General features: G+C 40.5%; 10 protein-coding genes. 4 read left to right on the top strand and 6 right to left on the bottom strand.

Features of this window, described 5'->3' with window-relative positions; translation table 11 throughout:
- Window positions 1-3 precede the first annotated feature (3 nt).
- Complete coding sequence (locus RS893_RS09585) at window positions 4-2,892, top strand: NACHT domain-containing protein (RefSeq protein WP_315790967.1); 2,889 nt, start codon at window positions 4-6, stop codon at window positions 2,890-2,892.
- A gap of 50 nt (window positions 2,893-2,942) precedes the next feature.
- On the opposite strand, the gene RS893_RS09580 is transcribed toward RS893_RS09585, so the two are convergent.
- The 4 genes from RS893_RS09580 to RS893_RS09565 form a co-directional block, all read right to left on the bottom strand.
- Window positions 2,943-3,755: an ABC transporter ATP-binding protein gene (locus tag RS893_RS09580; protein ID WP_315790966.1), complete on the bottom strand. Its 813-nt coding sequence runs from the start codon at window positions 3,753-3,755 to the stop codon at window positions 2,943-2,945.
- A gap of 163 nt (window positions 3,756-3,918) precedes the next feature.
- Window positions 3,919-4,610 (bottom strand): IS1 family transposase gene (locus RS893_RS09575; protein WP_315784082.1). Its coding sequence is split into 2 segments (ribosomal slippage): window positions 3,919-4,286 and window positions 4,286-4,610, totalling 693 coding nucleotides; the frame shifts between segments, so codons are not numbered across the junction.
- Between the two features lie 97 nt (window positions 4,611-4,707).
- On the bottom strand, window positions 4,708-5,748 hold the full coding sequence (locus RS893_RS09570; RefSeq protein WP_315790965.1) for an iron ABC transporter permease: 1,041 nt from the start codon (window positions 5,746-5,748) through the stop codon (window positions 4,708-4,710).
- Window positions 5,745-6,776: an iron ABC transporter permease gene (locus tag RS893_RS09565; protein ID WP_315790964.1), complete on the bottom strand. Its 1,032-nt coding sequence runs from the start codon at window positions 6,774-6,776 to the stop codon at window positions 5,745-5,747. The genes RS893_RS09570 and RS893_RS09565 overlap by 4 nt, the downstream gene beginning before the upstream one ends.
- Before the next feature lie 465 nt (window positions 6,777-7,241).
- Between RS893_RS09565 and RS893_RS09560 the strand changes: the two genes are divergently transcribed.
- Window positions 7,242-9,347, top strand: coding sequence for an acylase (locus RS893_RS09560; protein WP_315790963.1), 2,106 nt, complete (start codon window positions 7,242-7,244; stop codon window positions 9,345-9,347).
- A gap of 94 nt (window positions 9,348-9,441) precedes the next feature.
- Here the strand turns inward: RS893_RS09560 and acpP are convergent, their stop codons facing one another.
- The gene (acpP, locus tag RS893_RS09555; protein WP_315790962.1) at window positions 9,442-9,990 is read right to left on the bottom strand and encodes an acyl carrier protein; all 549 of its coding nucleotides are present in this window, start codon (window positions 9,988-9,990) and stop codon (window positions 9,442-9,444) included.
- Window positions 9,991-10,651: 661 nt separating this feature from the next.
- Between acpP and RS893_RS09550 the strand changes: the two genes are divergently transcribed.
- Together RS893_RS09550 and RS893_RS09545 are read left to right on the top strand one after the other, a co-directional pair.
- On the top strand, window positions 10,652-13,351 hold the full coding sequence (locus RS893_RS09550; RefSeq protein ID WP_315790961.1) for a TonB-dependent siderophore receptor: 2,700 nt from the start codon (window positions 10,652-10,654) through the stop codon (window positions 13,349-13,351).
- Window positions 13,352-13,381: 30 nt separating this feature from the next.
- Window positions 13,382-14,371 carry an iron-siderophore ABC transporter substrate-binding protein gene (locus tag RS893_RS09545; RefSeq protein WP_315790960.1) on the top strand — a complete coding sequence of 330 codons (990 nt, stop codon included), beginning with the start codon at window positions 13,382-13,384 and terminating at the stop codon, window positions 14,369-14,371.
- Window positions 14,372-14,530: 159 nt separating this feature from the next.
- Here the strand turns inward: RS893_RS09545 and RS893_RS09540 are convergent, their stop codons facing one another.
- The gene (locus tag RS893_RS09540) at window positions 14,531-16,336 is read right to left on the bottom strand and encodes an ABC transporter ATP-binding protein (RefSeq protein WP_315790959.1); all 1,806 of its coding nucleotides are present in this window, start codon (window positions 16,334-16,336) and stop codon (window positions 14,531-14,533) included.
- Window positions 16,337-16,411: the final 75 nt, after the last annotated feature.

Here is a 16,411-nt window from a genome sequence, read left to right as displayed (position 1 = left end):
ATTATGAAAGGTAGTGACATTCTTAAAATTCGCGAGCAACTGGGACTCACCCAACAGCAACTCGCCGATCAACTTGGTGTTGCAATGAAAACAGTAAGTCGATGGGAAAAAGGAGAAACAAAGAGAATTCCAGAGGTTGCTCAACAAAAGCTTTTGAATTTATCAGAAAGAGGAAAAGCATTAATTTACACAAAAGAGGCTAAGCTCTTTCTACAACTCCAAAGAATTAGTCGCGGAAGTATATCTCCTTGGTTATTATTGCCTCATATAGCCACCACATCCATATCAGCAAAAGACGCTTTTGTGGATCGGGGAGTAAAAATTTTGAGTGATACTAACTCATTAAGTATAGATAATGTCAAGCTAGCAGACTTACCACAGTTAGCCCAAAAAGGCCCTATCGTTTTATTAGGAGTTGCTGGTAGTGGCAAAACCTTTTTAATTAGATGGATTGTTGATGCTCAAGGATTTAATGCAGAACGTGACGAGACATATCAACTTGGCACAAAAATCCCAATTATATTTCCACTGATTCAATATAACGAACCACCAGCCAAAGAAACAGTTAAGCGCTTCGGACATCCAGTTTTAGCGGCCATAGCAGATTACCATAACTACTTTGGTACAGGCTTAAATGATGAACTGTTTCTAGAAGCTTGTAAAAGAGGTGAAGTACTTTTTTTGTTAGATGCATTAGATGAAATTCCTAATGAAGTACGTCGCGACCAAGCACTCAGAGATATAGAAACTCTCATACTCCAATACGAACAGTGCGCCTTTATCCTCACAAGTCGTCCAGACAAATATCGTAATCCCAAAGATTCATTACTCAAGCAAATTAAAAATAAAATAGTTTGTCAACTTAGTCCTCTTACTCGTGATGAACAAAAAGAGCTAGTTCAAAGATTATATCTTTCCCTAGCACAAGGAACAGAAGCAGACAAAAAAGGCACAGAAACAGAACAAAAATCTTTGGAAGCTAATATCAAGCAATGTATTCGATTTATTGAAAATTTTCATCATCAAGAATTAAAAAAGGGAGATTTTTTACGTAATCCCTTACATCTTGTACTTGCTGCCTTACTAATTCTAGAAGGATACATGCCGGGTACAACTGATGTCCACCTTGAGCATCAAAGCCTAGAACTCAACATAATTAGATGGCCCGAGGCTAGAAGTATCGGACAATCTTTACAAAATTCCGTTTATTTCCCAGGTACTGATATTTCTAAAAATCAAATTTGGTCAAAATTGAGTAAATGGGCTTTAGAAATAATTGAAAAAGAGCGACCAATCGACACAGCAGAAATTGAGGCATGGGTACTCAATATGCCTGTAGAACCCGAAGGTGAAACTTCTGAAATGCGTGCTAAACGTATTACGAGTTTAATGTTAGAACGCTTACCTTTTATTATGCGATTAGATGGCAAGGATAAGTTTACTATTAATGAACCCCATCTCACTCATTTATCTGCTCACAGATTAACAGAACTGCGTAACCGTTCTTCCTTAGCATACTGGCTTTTTAATGGTAGTAACTATAAAGTTTGGAAAAGAGTAGAAGTTTGGAAAAGAGCAATTCTGATTACTTCGATTATCCATCGTCAACCAGAATTAGTAAATCAAGACTTAAAAGATTTTGTCGAAGAATATTCACCAGATGAACTGGATAGAATGTTTGATACCGCCGAATCTATGAGTTTAATTATCAAAGATTTGCTTAGAAGACCGGGGGTTTTAGACTGGGAAACGCGTAAAGAATTTTATCGGTTTTTAATGGATATATTCATGAGAACCGATTACGATGAAACAGCCAAATTCTTTTTCCGAATTTTTCAATTTTTTCAGACACCATTTGAAGATGATGGTGGAGAAAGTGGAGAAGAAAAACTGAATCGAAAATTACTGAAAGATGTATGTAAGGAATTGACGGAATCTCCCCAAGGGGAATTTAGCCATGATAAAACCTGGCGAGCCTACGCATTGCAGTATGCCATTGGAGAGTGTTCCGGTGAAGAAACTGAACGTAAGCTGTTGCAATTACTAGAAACTTTAGAAAGAGAGAGTGCAAGCTTAAAAAATAAAAATGAAGAATGGAAACAATATGAGGTATATAAACGGAGAACAATTTTTGCATTTTTACTTCTGCAATTACATTCCTCTCAGAAATTGCCTAAGCATCATTTGAGTATGCAAACAATCTCGACACTAATCAATATTTTGGAAAATAAAGATAAGTATGAGGTAGGTGTCGTTGGTCGAGCCTGTGATGTTCTAGATAAAGTTAAAGAAGAAGAACATTTAGACGCAAAATTAATAAGTAAACTGAGAGACTTATTTAGCGATATCATAGATAGCTCAATTTCCTCATTAAAAAAAATCAGGGAATTGGAATTAGCATTGAATAAGAGAACTTTGACTCTCACACCTATCAAATTGGTAAATCAAGTCGCCCAAGAGTTGGCAGAACAAAAAGTAAAAGTCTACACAAGTGACACAGTCAAATACCTAAAAAATTTCTTTAAGGAAGTAAAGAATTATTATGAAGAAGAAAATGGTGGTAAAGATATAGAACTTTCCAAAATATTATTGAATAGTGCCATAGACCGGAAAATGCCAGCATTATTACGGGCTGTAGCATTTCTTTATCTGGCAGAATTACCGACAGATATTGAAGAGAAAATTCCGAATCTGCTTCCAGATTTAGAAAATGCTTTTAAAGAAAATCCTAGACCAGAAGAAGATAATTTATCTGTGGGAGCTGTGCAAATTTATGACTATAATCAAGCTTGTCTTAACAGGCATTATGCCCGTCGTAGCCAGGAAAGTGATAGCAGTGATATTTTAAATCTCAGGGAATTTGAGAGAATTAGCTATGCAAAGATAGATTAGCCTGTGAAATTTGTTTGATATTCCCCCACCAAGCTGTGGTGGGAGATTTTTCAAGAAGATTTTGATTGTAATTTCCTTGCTCCCTTACGTCCTATCGGCACACACATCGGTGTTCCCACCACTGGATCATTAACAACACGACACTCTAACCCAAAAACTTCTAATATCATCTCCTCAGTCATTACCAGTTTTGGTTCCCCAGCCGTAAAAATCCGACCATCTTTGACAGCAACCAAATAATCAGCATAACGACACGCATGATTTAAATCGTGCAGCACCATAACAATAGTCCGTCCTTGAGTTTGGTGCAACTCATATAACAAATCCAATACTTCTATTTGGTGCGCCAAATCTAGAAAAGTAGTCGGTTCATCTAAAAGTAAAATATCTGTATCTTGGGCTAATGCCATCGCAATCCAAGCTCGTTGTCTTTGTCCACCAGACAAAGTGTCCAGTTCGCGATCTGCCAAATCTAGTAAATTTGTAATCTCTAGCGCCTGTTGTACAATCTTTTCATCTTTTGCTGACCACTGCTGCAACCAACTTTGATAAGGATAACGCCCTTGTGCTACCAAATTTCTTACTGTTAACCCTTCTGGTGCAACTGGCCCTTGGGGTAAAATACCTAACTGCTGCGCTACTTCCTTTGTGGAAAGCTTAAAAACAGACTCTCCATCAAGATATACTGTGCCGCCACGGGGTTTGAGGAGTCTGGCTAAACCTCTTAACAAAGTTGATTTACCACAACCATTCGCACCAACTAAAGCAGTAATTTGTCCACTTGGAATTACCAAATTCAAATCACGGATAATCGGCACACCATCGTAAGCTAAAGACAGGCTTTTGGTTGATAGTCCTTTCATAAGTGAAACCATTATGAATTATGAATTGATTTGATCAGCGAACACAGATGCACACCGATAAACACAGATAAGTTATCCGTGTTCATCTGTGTTCATCGGTGTTCGATTTTAAAAACAGGATTGTTGCCATAGTTTTAATGGCGTTGCTGAATAAAGGTATGTTTTAGGCAGGTAAGGGAACAGAACGATATTTGAGGTAGTGCAATAACAATCGAACAGAGTATCTCAGCATTTCCTCGGTTTTGGAATAACATAAAGTTTTACGATGAAGACGAGCCAAATAATGTCTAAGCCTTGTGTTTTCATTTTCGACTCGTGTCATGTAGGTCTTACTCACAATTTGGTCACCATCAGGAACAAAACAAGGGTAAACAGGGTATCCATCTGTGACGTAAAAATAACTCTGCCAACACTGGACAATGTTCCATAACTGTTGGAAAGTAGTCGAACTACGATCACCTAAAACCCAAGCAAGAATACCTTGAGTAAAGTGATTTACCGCCGTCCACAACCAGATTTTATTTTTTTTGAACCAATAAATGTTTCTAATTCATCTAGTTCTCCCACCTGCGGAATTTCCTTTGAATTTGGTGTATCCGCCAATTGTGTACCCACTCGTTTAACCCAATGAATAATGGTAGTATGATGAACGTTTTTCACCCTTTCAATTCCACGAAATCCCATACCATTGACGTACATTTTTAGGCATTCTTGTTTGATTTCATCCGAGTAGCCCCTGGGTGGTTTATAGACATCAATGAATTGACGACCACAATCACAGCAAATGTGATTCTGTTTACCTCTTTTCTTTCCATTCTTACGGTTATGACAAGATCCACAGCGTGGACATTCCATGATTAATTGACCTCAATTCATACCGCTATTATGCAACGCCGTTTTAATTCACATCAGGCGTGAATTATGAATTATGAATTAATTTCTCCTTAGTCCCTTATTTTTTACGATTACGAATTAACAAATACAGAAAATAAGGAGCGCCAACCGCAGCAGTCACCACCCCACAAGGTATTTCGATGGGTGCAAACAGTGTTCGTCCCAGGAAGTCTGCTATCACAACAATCATTCCTCCTAACAGCGCTGAGGTAGGAATCAAACCTTGATGGTTTGCACCCACCAACTGTCTTCCTATATGGGGTGCGATTAAACCAACAAAACCAATATTTCCAGCGGTAGCAACTGCTGCACCTGCTAAGGCTGCACCTACTAGCACTAGTAAACCACGTTCCCATTCCACGCGAGTACCTAGACCTTTGGCGACCTCATCTCCCAAGTTCAAAGCGTTCAAATGCCTTGCTAGGATCAACGCCATTGGAAGGAAAACAATTAACCAAGGTAAGAAGGAAAATACTTGTTCCCAGGTACGTCCGTAGACACTGCCAGCTAACCATACCAAAGCATCACTGACGTTATGAATATCCCCAAAGGTAATCAACAAGCTAATAAAAGCATTTGCGATCGCAGACAAGCCAATACCCATCAAAATTAATAGAATCGGGGAACTGCCTTTGTTCCAAGCTAGCGAGTAAATTAAAACACTCATCAATAAAGCACCTATCAAGGCTGCCAATGGTAAAGTATAAATTGGCGCTACATCAAACAGTACAATTACTGTAACAGCCGCGAGACTCGCTCCGGCATTGACGCCAATAATAGCAGGATCTGCCAGAGGATTACGTGTTAAACCTTGGAAAATAGTGCCAGAGATGGCCAGTGCCACTCCCACCATCAAAGCCACAAGAGTACGGAATAGACGCAGGTTATAAATCACGAAGGCATAGTCTGGATTTCCCGTATCTATACCCAATAAAGTTTTGATGATATCCAAGGGTGAGATTGGATATTCACCCCTGCTCAAATTCATCACCGTCGCCACTGTAGTGATTAATCCCAGAAATAGCAGCACCAGTGGTACGCGTCGGTCGATACGGAAGGATATCGCCTGGGAACGGATAACTAGCCAATCAACCTTCATTTTTTCACCTTAGACTTAGCCAGATACACAAAAAAGGGAGCGCCAATCAGTGCTGTCATTACACCTACAGGTAACTCCTGGGGTTTGAGCAACAGGCGCGCAGCAATGTCTGCAACCAAGAGTAAAATCGCACCTAAAACGGCACAATAAGGTAAAATCCAACGATAATCGGCTTTAATGTAAAATTTCACTATGTGGGGAACAACTAAGCCAACAAAACCGATGGGCCCGGCAAGAGCAACGGAACTGCCTGCTAGTAAAACTACGCTAATGGCAGTAATCATTTTGACCCAAGCTGTCTTTTGACCTAAGCCTTTAGCTACATCTTCACCCAGACTCATAGTAGTAATTTGCCTACCAAGGGCAAAAGCAACTACTAATCCAACCATGACAAAAGGTAGTGCTTGCAAGAGTATATTGGTATCGCGTCCAGCCAGTGAACCAGCTAACCAAAATCTAATTTCTTGTAAAGTTCGTTGACTGACGATCAGAACCGAAGTAGTGAGAGAAGAAATTAGAGCCGTGAGTGCTGCACCTGCGACTGTGAGATTCAGTGGGGTAGCTCCTCCCCGTCCCAGAGAACCCAGAAAGTAGACTAACGTTGCTGTGACTCCTGCACCCAAAAAGGCCACAATCGTTAAAACACTCAAGCTGGAACTGCCAAAAACAAAAATTGTTGCCACTACAGCCAGTGCTGCTCCTGACTCTATACCTAAAATCCCTGGATCAGCTAAAGGGTTGCGTGTCAAACCTTGCATTAATCCTCCCGATACTGCCAAGGCTGAACCTACAAGGATAGCGATGATCACTCGCGGTAATCTCACTGTCTGGATGACTAAGTGTTCATAGGAACCATCAAAGGCGATAAAAGATGCCAAAATCTTGTCCAGAGGAATGTCTGCTGCACCTAGCGTGACACTGTAAGCCAAGCAAATTAGCAGGATACACAGTCCCAGAACCAGACCAAGTAAGGCTGGCATTTGTGGCTTTTTCAATCCTCTTGGTGACACTATGGTCGCTTTAGTCATTATCTTGCTGTTACTTGAAAACTTTACATTCTCTGGGCTATTTGTTTTGTAATTTTCACTCTCAATATTTAACAGTTTTTAAAGTACTAATTTGATAATCTTTCTTGATAAATTTATATATACATTACATTATTATGTAGATTATGTAGCCATTTCCTTTCTAATTTTCCAGGAACAAAGGATACTATTCCAGTTTCCTGCAAATCCTGATATAATTTCTCAACAAGTGGCGTTGTGTTAGCTCAACGAAAATCTGCTTGGTCATTGGTCAAATGACAGTCATAGAAATAATACACTTCTTGCAGAAGTCAGGGGAAAGGGTTAAAGGGATTGAAATATCCTTTCCCCTTTAACATGCACCCCAACTCTTGCAAAATTATCTTTTGCAGGAGGTCTAAAAGTTATACGCACAATTTACTTAGCAGTTTCAGTCACCAGGCGTTACACCTGCACATGGTGGTGGTAATGAGGATTGAGTTTTTATCCAGGGTTTACACAAGAGTATCAAGACGCGTTTTACCCTTGATACTCGGTTTGATACTTATTTTGTTTGTAGGCAGCCAGACTACTGCTGTACCAGTCAAATCTACAGAAATATTATGGGATACCTATGGTGTACCGCACATCTACGGTAAAGATGACCGGAGTGCTTTTTACGCCTTCGGTTGGGCACAAATGCAAAGTCATGGAGACCTGCTTTTACGTCTCTACGGTCAAGCACGGGGACGTGCAGCCGAATACTGGGGAGAGGAATATCTAGACTCAGACCGATGGGTGTTGACTACAGGAATACCAGAACGCGCTCGTAATTGGTACAGGGCACAGAATCCTACTTTTCGTAGTTATCTTGATGCTTTTGCTGCTGGGATCAATACCTATGCTTCCCAACACGGTAACTTGATTAATGATGAAGTTGAGGTGGTGCTACCAGTCAGACCAGAAGATGTCATGGCTCACCTGCATCGGGTACTCCATTTCACTTTTGTAGTCAATCCAGAACAAGTAATAGGCCTAAGCAAACAAAAATTACAAGCAGGGTCTAATGGTTGGGCGATCACAGCAAGTCATTCTGCTAGTGGGAACGCAATGCTCTTAGCCAACCCACACCTACCCTGGTCAGATTTATTCCTGTGGTATGAAGCTCAAATCACCGCACCTGGAATCGATGCTTACGGAGCAACACTTGTGGGTGTTCCTGTATTGGCGATCGCATTTAACGACAACTTAGGTTGGACTCACACCGTTAACACCCACGATGGCTGGGATGTTTATCAACTGACATTGGCAGGTAACGGTTATCGCTTTGATGGCAAAGTTCGCAACTTCCTTTCCAAAACCCTCTCCTTGAAGGTGAAGCAGAAAAATGGTTCTTTGCAAGAACAACCATTAGTAGTGAAAACTTCTGTCCACGGGCCCGTCGTCCTTGAGAAAGATAATAAAGCCTTTGCCCTGAGAGTTGTTGGTCTTGACCAACCAGGAGTCCTCCAGCAGTGGTGGGACATGGCACGTTCCCAAAACCTCAACGAGTTTGAAAAGGTACTCAAGCGATTGCAATTACCAATGTTTACGGTAATCTACGCCGATAGAAAAGGGCATATTATGCACCTATTCAACGGTCAAGTTCCAATGCGATCAAGTGGTGATTTTGACTACTGGGAAGGCATTATTCCAGGCAATACATCTAAAACCTTGTGGACAAAAATACATCCATATCAGGATTTACCGCGCATAGTTGACCCCAAGAGCGGTTGGTTACAAAATACCAATGACCCACCTTGGACAACCACATTTCCAACCGCCATCAAAGCAGATAATTACCCACCTTACATGGCGCCTCGTTTCATGGATTTTCGCTCCCAGCGTTCTGTAAGAATGTTGGATGAGGATGACAAAATCTCTTTTGATGAAATGATTGCATACAAGCATTCTACCCGCATGGAACTGGCTGATCGGCTTTTGGATGATTTAATCCCAGCTGCCCGCAAATATGGTCAGGACATAGGACGGCAAGCAGCTAGTGTTCTAGAAGCCTGGGATCGGCAAGCCAATACAGATAGTCGGGGAGCGGTATTATTTGCTCTTTGGGTAGAAAAGATGGACTGGGAGCAGGTATTTAGTAAACCTTGGAGTGAAAACTCCCCACGCACCACCCCTGATGGCTTAGCTAATCCGAAAAGTGCAGTTGCAACACTCGAAGCAGTAGCAGCACAGGTAGAAAAGACTTATGGGGCGCTGGATGTACCTTGGGGGGATGTTTTTCGGGTAAGGGTGGGTGATGTCGATTTACCTGCCAATGGTGGAGATGGTGATTTGGGAATTTTCCGTGTACTCAACTTTGCTCCTAGTGAAAACGGTCGGTTCCAAGCTGTTGCAGGTGATTCCTATGTTGCTGCTATTGAATTTTCTAATCCTGTACGAGCAATGGCACTCACTAGTTACGGCAATGCATCGCAACCAAGTTCATCTCATGTGGGTAAGCAATTACAGATGTTTGCTAAAAAACAATTGCATCCAGTTTGGCGTCAGCGTCGGGAAATATTAGCTCATTTGCAGGAGCGGCAGGTCTTCTAAACTACTCTTGTTGAGGTGTTAGTGTTGAAATGAGTTTTTCTTGGTGTCTTAGTGATGAAAATACTATCTTTTTCACCACCAAGACACTAAGAGTTTAAGAAGCTAAGTTTTGACAAATATAATTTACAAGTTTTTCTACAGTTGAAATTTCTTGAGCAACTTCATGATTAATTTGAATATTGAAAGCTTTTTCTAGAAAAATAAACATTTCTATCATATCTAGAGAATCTGCACCTAAATTATCAATAAATTTTGATGCTAGGCTGATTTGTTTAGGTTCTATGCCTAGCTGCTCTGCAATAATTATTTGTAAGTTTTCAAAAATTTTGCAATTGTTAAGTTGGCTGTGGTGAATTGCTGCTTCAATTGCTATCATTAGTTCGATTATTTCTTTTAATATCAGAACAAGACGCTGATATTGCTGAATTTCATTGTTAGAAAGAGAGCAACCGATACGTTCTTGAAGCCATTTTTGACAAATCTGATAACCTCCTAGATGAAAGTTCCAGATTTGAGGCGGTACGTCTTCAAAGTATTGTGTTTGGTTGATCCACACAAACCCTTTATTTGCGCTTTGCTCTGGGGATGTGTAGCGGACTGTTTGAACCAAATTTTCCCCAACAATAGGATAACTGATGAGCATTGGGACTAATAAACATTGAGGTATTTTTCGGAATGAGGGGGTAAGTTACAAAATCTTCTGTTCACCCAGTTTGTACGAGATTTGGGTGCGATCGCCCAACAGTTTTCTCATCAAAATTTTTGTTCACCCTGGTGTACACAGTTCACGGAGGATAATTATTGCAATTTAGTTTCAATATACTCTTACCACAATAATGCAAACTTTTATCTTTAAAATTATTTTTATTTTCATAAATGTTTCTCAAAAATCTTACGTTTATAAAGTCAGTATATTAGCTATATAAAATCAGCCTTAAGATAGATGCTAGTAGTGAAGGTAACTGAAGATTGCTTTTGCAGCCCAGTAATGGCAGTATAAAGTTTGTACAAATATATCTAAATGACCTTAAAGTTAATTAAATTAAGGCGCTTTACAACTAATTCCTCTTGTATGGTATTTAATTGTAATATTTAATACTCATTCTTCCTCCTTAGAGGCAAATAAGCTTTTAGTTGAGAAATAATGTATCTTCCATAACCAAAAATTGTTAATATATACGGTTTATTCTTAAATATCGCTAATGCTAATAAATGCTAATAAGTAAATTATTAGTATTTATTAGCATTTAGACCACAATTGCAAATTGAGTTTTTTCAGTGTTTTAGCTAGGTGTGAGGAATAAATGAAGCTACAGCTATTGATTCAAAGTCTATTAATTACAGGTTCCTCCTTTGCTTTATTGTTAATAACTCCTGTTTTCAGCAAGGAAGTACAAGTTCTAGATGTCAAGACAGAGGATACCCAATCTGACAAAAAAGCGAATCTTCAAGCATCCAATGCGCTAATCAAAAAGATACCCCACCTAAGTGAAATAGACTTTGTGCCTAAGACTATCCAAAGGCTAGTGCAGTCACCTGTAACAGAAGTCATCGAAGTGAGGGGAGTTCAAGTTAATACCACGGAAAAAGGTCTGGATGTAATTCTCCAGACTTCCAAAGGAGAGCAACTACAAGTATCGGGAAGGAATGAGGGCAACGCCTATATTGCTGACATACCAAACGCACAACTACGCTTACCTGATGGCAACACATTTCGTCAAGAAAAACCTCTTGCCGGAATTGCTGAGGTAACTGTGACTAATCAGGATGCGAATACTATTCGGGTTACAGTCAGGGGTGAAACGGGTGCGCCAACAATCGAGTTGTTTGATAGTGATAATGGTTTGATTTTTGAAGTTGCTGCGCCTGCGGTTACGCCTGCACCTTCCGCGCCACAACCACAGCAGCAACCGCAAACGCCACCAACTCCTCCACCAACACAGCCAGAAAGTCAAACACAACCAGAGCAACCATCAGCAGAAACTGATGAACCGATTGAACTGGTGGTGACGGGTGAGCAAGACGGATACAACGTTCCGAGTGCCACTACTGGGACTAGAACTGATACTCCGATCCGAGACACTCCCTTTTCAATTCAAGTTGTTCCTCAGGAAGTACTTGAAGATCAACAAGTGCAGCGACTCAATGAAGCTCTCAGGAATATTTCAGGTGTGACACAAGGTGTATCTACTCGCTCTCCCTTTGATTACTACACAATACGTGGTTTTGGTGGTTTTGGTACTAACAACATCATTATTGACGGTTTGCGTGACAGGTATAGCAGTGGTGGTACAAGCCTTGGTAACGTTGAGCAAGTAGAAGTCCTCAAAGGACCAGCAGGAGCTTTGTTTGGTCAGGGTACACCAGGAGGAACGATTAACGTTACTACGAAAAGACCTCTGAGTACTCCTGCCTATAATGTAGAGTTAGGCTTGGGAAATTTCAATACATACATTGGCAGTATTGATTTAACAGGCCCTCTTGATGAAAACAAAAATATTCTCTACCGCTTTAATGCCTACGGGTTTAGTTCGGAAACCTTTGTTGATTTCTTTGATATCACGCGCTATTCTTTTGCTCCTGCTTTGTCCTTTCGTTTGAGCGAGAATACTAACTTAACGGTAGAAGGAAGCTATTCCGTTGTTGAGCAGAAAAACGATCGCGGTTTACCAGCCAGAGGAACTGTCCTACCCAATCCCAACGGTGATATTCCAATTGAGCGCTTTCTTGGTGAGCCTTCTGTCGATTTTGTTGGGCAAAACATCGGGCGGATTGGTTATCAGTTTGAGCATAATTTTAATGATAACTGGCAACTTCGCAACTCATTTCGAGCCACGTTTTACCGTCAGCCTCAAAACACTTTTCTTCCTCTAGAACTGCAAGAGGATGGTCGCACTCTGGAACGTTTACAAAACCAGTTAGATGAACAAGACGGCACTAGTTACATTCTAGACACCAATGTCGTTGGTAATTTTAAGACAGGAAGTATTGCCCATAAGCTATTATTTGGTGTTGATCTATACCGAGATACCTATAACTCTTCTGGGGTAGATTTAGAAATTACACCAATCGACATCTTCAACCCTGTATACGGTCGTGATCAAGTGGGTGCGAGAATTCCTGACACGGCTTCTTCTTTTGAAGAAACCAATCAAGCTTTAGGCATCTATATTCAAGACCAAATTACTCTATTAGATAACCTGAAAATTTTGTTGGGTGGACGTTTCGATCTGATCAATCAAAGGAGCGAGTTTGTAGATAGTTTTGGTGATTCATTTCCTTCTTTCCAACAAGATGAAGCCTTTAGCCCTAGATTTGGGATCGTGTATCAACCCATTCCCGAAATTTCACTCTATGCAAGTTATACTCGCTCATTTCAACAAGTTGTGGGAACAACTTTTGATCGAAGATTATTTAAGCCAGAGCGTGGCACTCAGTGGGAAGTGGGTGTGAAAACGGATTTAACTGATAGGCTTTCTGCAACCCTAGCATACTACAATATCACTCGTTCTAATGTTCTAGCTGATGATCCAGATAATCCTGGTTTTTCCGTGCAAACAGGTGAACAAAACAGTCAAGGTGTGGAATTGGATATTGCTGGAGAAATACTTCCTGGATGGAAAATTATTGCCTCCGCAGCATATACTGATGCCAAGGTTACAGAAGATGCCGATTTTTCAGGTAATAAACTCAATAACGTCCCGGAATTTGGTGCTAGCTTGTGGACTACTTATGAAATTCAGAGGGGAGATTTGCAGGGATTGGGATTTGGTTTTGGGCTGTTTTATGTTGGAGAACGTGAGGGGGATATAGCTAACACATTTTCCTTGCCAAGCTATGTAAGGACGGATGCCGCTATTTTTTATCAGGAAGACAACTTCCGTGCTTCTATTAATATCAAGAACCTGTTTAACATTGAGTATTTTGAAAGTGCCCGCAATGACCTAGAAGTATTTCCAGGCGATCCATTAACTGTGGTTGGTTCTGTCTCCTGGAGATTTTAGCACTGTCTGTTGAATGCTGCTTTGGCCATAATGAAAAATCAACTGCATCTTTGTATTCAACCATTGTTCCTCATCGCTCTGTTCTTTCTCTGGGTTACAGCTTGCGACACTCAGATTATGCAAAAAACTGATATCTCCAAGGCACAGTTAGGTATTTCTGAGTGCCGAGTCATTCAGCATGAACTAGGAGAAACTTGCGTTCCTCTTCAACCCCAGCGTGTGATTGTTACAGATGAAGGAGCCTTAGATGCAGTGCTAGGACTAGGTTTGCAGCCAATAGCAGCAGCAGAATCAAATCTTGCAGGTAGTAGAGGACAGCAGTTTGCAGGGAAGAAGATAGAAGAGATAATTTCTATCGGCAAGTCAGCCCAGGTGAATATAGAAAGGATGGTACAGTTGCATCCAGATTTGATTCTGGGATTTTACTTGACTGCTGACAACTACAAGCTATTTTCCCAAATAGCTCCCACAGTGAAACTGGAAGCAAAATACCTCAAAGATGGTTGGAAAGATTCTTTGCGGGAAGTCGGCGAAATACTAGGCAAAACTGAACAGGCTGATGATGCGCTTGCACAGTACCAACAACGGGTGAGACAACTCCAAAAACTGATAAAAGAAAAACTGGGAACAATGGAGGTTTCGGCAAGCCGATTTTATGCAGGCTTGCATAATCCACAGTTTGATACTATATTCTCATTTTCCGGATGGATTTTAAAGGAGGTGGGGCTTTCTGCACCCAGGCATCAACTTCAGGCTACCACCAGTCCAGAAACATATTCTGTATTGATCAGCTTAGAACGTGTAGACTTATTGGATGCAGATGTTTTATTTGCAATGTTAGATCCTGGTGCTGAAGAAAACTTCAAAAAATATCAGAAAAGCCAGCTGTGGCAATTACTCAAAGTAGCCAAAAACAATCAGGTGTACACAGTTGATTCTGGTTATTGGTATGGAGGCAATATTCTAGCAGCGAATGCTATTCTTGATGACTTATACAGATATCTACTGGGAGGATCATGAAAAACCTCACCCCCTTCCCCCTCTCCTTAGTAAGGAGAGGGTAGCGTAGCCGGGGTGAGGTTACTTTCAAGACAGCTATTCATGAACGTTGTTACACAACCAAAGATGAAAATTATTACCCCATCTGCCCTCTGCCATCTGCCCTCTGCCTTTCTTCGCTCATCTTAACCCTGACTGCACGCGCCAGAGACTAGCATAAATACCGTTTTTCTCTAGCAATTGTTCATGGGTTCCTGATTCTACTAATTGTCCGTATTCCATGACATAGATGCAATCGGCATTGCGGATAGTGGAAAGACGATGAGCGATCGCGATCGTCGTTCGATTAATAGTAATATGGTCTAAGGAACGCTGAATTGCGGCTTCAGTTTCATTATCGACTGCTGATGTGGCTTCATCTAAAAGTAAAATCGGGGGATCTTTGACAATTGCCCTCGCGATCGCAATTCGCTGGCGTTGTCCCCCAGATAATTTTTGCCCTCGTTCCCCAACAATCGTCTCATAACCTTGGGGCAGTCGCATAATAAATTCATGGGCTTCAGCAACTTTAGCTGCCATAATTATTGATTCATCTGTGGCATCAAAAGTACCGTAGGCAATATTCTCTGCAACTGTGCCATGAAATAAAAATACATCCTGACTTACCAAGCCGATACTGCGGCGCAAATCGCGTAAATCCAACTTTTGGATATCAATGCCATCAACAGTAATTGTTCCGGCAGAAACTTCATAAAATCGCAGCAGTAGTTTTACTAAAGTGCTTTTACCAGAACCTGTAGAACCAACAATCGCAATAGTTTTTCCGGCTGGAATGTGTAAGGATAGATTTTGAATTACTGGATGTCTATCGTGATAAGCAAAAGTGACTTCCTTGTACTCAATTTCCCCACGTACTTTATGAATAGGTAACGGTATATTACCTGTAGAAATTTTGATGGGAGTATCCAACAAATCCATCACGCGATTTGTAGAAGCCATTGCCCTTTGATATTCGTCAAATATTCTTCCGATTGTTACTAATGGCCACAACAAGTGTTGAACTAAAACGAGTAAAATACTGTAATTACCTACAGAGATTTTTCCCGAAAATGCCGCCATTCCCCCCAACAGCAACAAGGAGGTGAACCCTACTAAAACGAGTATTCTAATCAAAGGAATAAATGCAGCAGAAAGTTGAATTGCTTTAGAGTTACTATGCCTGTAGGCTTCACTTTCTGCGGCTAAACGTTTACTTTCATAATCCTCAGCAGTAAAACTTTTAATTGTAGTAATACCACTGATATTATTCGCCAAGCGTGAGTTGAGAAATCCGACTTTTTCCCGCACATCAGCATAGCGAGATGTCAGCTGATTTTGATAGACAAATGAACCCCAAAGAATAAATGGCATGGGTAACATTGCCACTAATGCTATATTGGTAGGTAAGATAAAAAACGCACCACCAATCAAAACTATGAATGAGGTGATCAGTTGAATAATTTCATTTGCTACCTCATTTAAAAAATCTTCGAGTTGGTTGATATCATCGCTGAGAATCGACATCAAACCACCTGTGCTACGCTCTTCAAAATAAGCTAATTCTAATTCTTGTAAATGATTGTAAGCATCTATACGCAAATCATGCTGAATATTTTGCGCTAAATTTCGCCAACGCTTATCATAAGCATACTCAAAAACTGATTCAAATATCCAAACAATTACAGTGATCAATGAAAGCAGCAAAAATTGCCAAAAAATATCTTTGACACCCAATAATGAAATGATAGAATCTTGCTGCTTGACCACTACATCCACCGCAATACCAATTAAAACTGGTGGTGCTAAGTCTAACAATTTATTGATAATAGAAAATGCTGTTGCTTGCCAAATTTGTTGGCGATAATTATGCCCATAGTTTAGCAAGCGTTGCAGAGGATGGTTTGAATCTCTACGCCTGTTTGATACCTGACGAGATTTTGATGTCATTGCTACAGTTGTTTATGATTGCGTAAAACTGATAAGTAAGTATGGTGACTCGAAAAATCTTGGCTTTCCTTTGGT

Origin of the sequence: Fischerella sp. JS2 (assembly GCF_032393985.1) — a bacterium.
Classification (GTDB): Bacteria; Cyanobacteriota; Cyanobacteriia; order Cyanobacteriales; family Nostocaceae; genus Fischerella.
Note: the sequence above shows the minus strand (reverse complement) of the source record. Positions and strands in the feature narration are given on the sequence as shown.